Source organism: Micrococcus sp. HMSC31B01, assembly GCF_001816085.1.
GTDB lineage: Bacteria > Actinomycetota > Actinomycetes > Actinomycetales > Micrococcaceae > Micrococcus > Micrococcus luteus.
The window spans coordinates 1-1,375 of the sequence record NZ_KV825466.1 but is presented as its reverse complement, the minus strand read 5'-3'; the positions used below and the strand labels follow the sequence as shown (position 1 = coordinate 1,375).

General features: G+C 74.2%; 1 protein-coding gene. It reads left to right on the top strand.

Annotated elements, in window-relative coordinates; all coding sequences use genetic code 11:
* Positions 1 to 1,321: DUF349 domain-containing protein (locus tag HMPREF3105_RS12355; RefSeq protein ID WP_070709892.1), on the top strand; the 1,321-nt coding region annotated here is incomplete at its 5' end.
* Positions 1,322 to 1,375 lie beyond the last annotated feature (54 nt).

The following is a 1,375-nucleotide window of genomic DNA, read 5'->3' as shown; positions in this document are numbered from 1 at the left end:
CCCCGCGACGCCCGCCGCCGCGTCCGTCGCCCCGGCCCCCGTCGTGGCCCCGACCGTGCCGCCCACCCCGGTGGAGGAGGCCGCCAGGTTCGCCCGGGTGAGCGAGGACGGCCACGTCACGCTGCTGGACGGGCAGGAGGAGCACGCGGTCGGCCAGGTGCCGGACGCGAGCACCGAGGACGCGCTGGCGTACTTCGTGCGCAAGTACGACGACGTGCGCGCCCAGATGGCCCTGTTCGAGCAGCGCATCGCCGCCGGCGCCCCCTCGGGTGAGCTGGGCCGGGCGCTGGGTCAGATGACGACCGCGGTGAACGAGCGCCACATGGTCGGCGACATGGACGCCCTCCGCACCCGCCTGGCGGCCCTGGAGACCCTCCTGGGCGACTACCGCGCCGCGGAACAGGAGGCCCGGCAGGCCGCCCAGGCCGAGCAGCTGGCCACCCGCGAGGCCATCGTCGCCGAGGCCGAGACCTTCGCCCAGACCCCGGCCGAGCGGATGCCCTGGAAGACCGCGTCCAAGCGCATGACGGAGCTGTTCGAGGAGTGGAAGGCCGCCCAGAAGGCCGGTCCGCGTCTGGCCAAGTCGGTCGAGGACGACCTGTGGAAGCGCTTCCGCGGCGCCCGCACCGCGTTCGACAAGACCCGCCGCGCCCACTTCTCCCGGCTGGACGCCGCCTCGGCCGAGGCCAAGCAGGTCAAGGAGCGTCTCATCGCCCGTGCCGAGGAGCTGTCCACCTCCACCGACTGGGGCGTGACCGCCGGCAAGTACCGCGACCTGATGGACGAGTGGAAGCGCGCCCCCCGGGCCTCCCGCAAGGAGGACGACGCCCTCTGGGCCCGCTTCCGCGCCGCCCAGGACGTCTTCTTCGCCGCCCGCAAGGCCGCGAACCAGGAGATCGACCGCGAGTACGGGGCCAACCTGAAGGTGAAGGAGCAGATCCTCGCCGACGGCCAGAAGCTGCTCCCGTTCACGGACGTCAAGGCCGGACGGCGCGCGCTCAACGAGCTGCGCGGGCGGTGGGAGGATGCCGGCCGCGTGCCCCGCGGGGACGTCCGCCGGATGGAGGAGGGCTTCCGCAAGCTCGAGGACGCCCTCAAGCAGGCGGAGAACGAGCACTGGCGCCGCACCGACCCGGAGACCAAGGCCCGCACGAACTCCGCCCTCACGCAGCTCGAGGAGACCATCGCGGGGCTCGAGGCGGATCTCGCCCGGGCCCAGGCCCGGGGCGACCAGCGCGCCGTCAAGAAGGCCCAGGAGGCGCTCGACGCGCGCCTGCAGTGGAAGCAGGCCCTCGAGGCCTCGGCCTCCGAGCTCCGCTGAGCCCCACCCGTCTCGAGCACGCCCCCGCGGCCCGCCTGTCCACAGGCGGCCGCA